This window comes from Oleiphilus sp. HI0128, assembly GCF_001635365.1.
The window spans coordinates 1-1,662 of record NZ_LWGG01000833.1 but is presented as its reverse complement, the minus strand read 5'-3'; the positions used below and the strand labels follow the sequence as shown (position 1 = coordinate 1,662).

General features: G+C 45.1%; 2 protein-coding genes. One reads left to right on the top strand and one right to left on the bottom strand.

All coding sequences use genetic code 11. The features are described 5' to 3' along the window. Window positions 1–580: SDR family NAD(P)-dependent oxidoreductase (locus tag A3763_RS12770; protein WP_156495074.1), on the top strand; the 580-nt coding region annotated here is incomplete at its 5' end. A 60-nt stretch (window positions 581–640) separates the two neighbouring features. On the opposite strand, the gene A3763_RS12765 is transcribed toward A3763_RS12770, so the two are convergent. Continuing rightward, complete coding sequence (locus A3763_RS12765) at window positions 641–1,504, bottom strand: M23 family metallopeptidase (RefSeq protein ID WP_082880459.1); 864 nt, start codon at window positions 1,502–1,504, stop codon at window positions 641–643. Window positions 1,505–1,662 lie beyond the last annotated feature (158 nt).

Below are 1,662 nucleotides of genomic sequence, written 5' to 3'. Positions count from 1 at the left end.
TGCATTGGATTTAAGCGCAGAAAGCTCGGTCGACTCTATATGCAATACTATTGGTGCGCAACTCGGCGTAATAGATATCATTGTTCATAACGCTGGCATTACTCGCGACAAGACTATTGCTAACATGCCAGAGCACTTTTGGGATCAAGTGATAAACATCAACTTGTCCAGGGTGCTGGATATCAATCGTGCGCTAATAGAAAAGAAGCTACTTGCTAACAATGCACGCATCATCTGTATATCTTCTATTTCCGGGATTGCAGGTAACTTCGGACAAAGTAATTACGCCTGCTCTAAAGCCGGAATAGCCTCTTATGTTGAAGCGATGAGCCAACACACCGCCGACCAGGGCCTTCAGGGGCTAACTATTAACGCCATTGCACCTGGCTTTATAGAAACTGATATGACCCAGCGAATCCCTTTATTGACTCGTGAACTAGGGCGACGTATGAATGCATTATCACAGGGTGGCTTGCCGCTAGATATCGCAGAGGGAGTGAGCTTTTTCAGCCGCCCCGATGCTAATGCGCTTAACGGAAATGTACTTCGTATATGCGGTTTGAGTTTACTAGGTAAGTAAATGTAATAATGGAATGGAATGCGATGACCATCTTGCAGCAAGAATGCCATCGCTTTAAGTTTACTTATCACCAGCTATCAAAAGAACCAGCTGAGGGTCAATTCTCGTACCATACCAATTAACACGCCAATCAAGGTGCGGACCTGTAGAACGACCTCCAGCCCCTACTTTGGCAATTTCCTGGCCTGCCACAATATCTTCACCTTCTTTTACGACAACTTCACTTAGATGAATAAAGGTTGAAGATAGTCCATAACCATGGTCAACAATTAAAGTGCCACCGGAGTAAAACATGTCTTCATGGACCAGCGTAACTTTACCGCTAGCAGGAGCATAAACTGGCGCCCCAACTGGCCCAGCATAATCAACACCATAATGTGGGCGCTTTGGTGTACCGTTGTAAATCCGTTGACTACCGTAGACACCAGTAATAGGCGCCCTCATAGGTGCCGTAAAGTCATCCAAAAAGTAAAGCAAGCTGGAATCAGTTTTACGAGCATTTTTAACCAGCGCCGTTTCGCGTTTTATACGGGCTAGTTTATCCTTACTGGGTGTCACGGTTTTTTGAGGAACACCTTTAATACTTTGAGTCGGATAAGTCCTTTGCTTCACATCAATAATTAGAGAATGACGTTCACCATTAGGAGCGCTGAATGTTAATTTGTGCTCCGGCGCAGCATCGCGACCAAAGCCAATAATAAAATCCCCTTCTCGCGTAAGCCGAATTTCGCGTTCATTCAGTTTTACGTCGTACGAAGGCTTAACATTACCTTTTAACAAACCGCCCTGTGCAAATACCCCCTCAAGCACCACGTCGTCGGTCATTAGCTTTTCTGAGAGCAAGTCATCCGCAAAGACATTAGCACAAGTCACTATAAGGAGTGTAAAACCTGTTCGCTTTAGTCGCTTAAGCGTTTTTCTCATGAGCACCCTTTTCTTCGCTATCTTTACTCTCTTCTTTCTCACGTAAGCTGGCCATCTTCTCGTGCACTTTGCCGAAGATGCTGCCATCCTCGTACATACCGTCTTTAAGCGTTCCCGTCTTTAAACCCGTTAGCAATTCCAATGCTTCATTAACATGC

What these genes read in the sequence shown, in the direction of transcription:
- A3763_RS12765 (WP_082880459.1), bottom strand. Translation starts at nt 1,504, where the DNA reads ATGAGAAAAACGCTTAAGCGACTAAAGCGAACAGGTTTTACACTCCTT.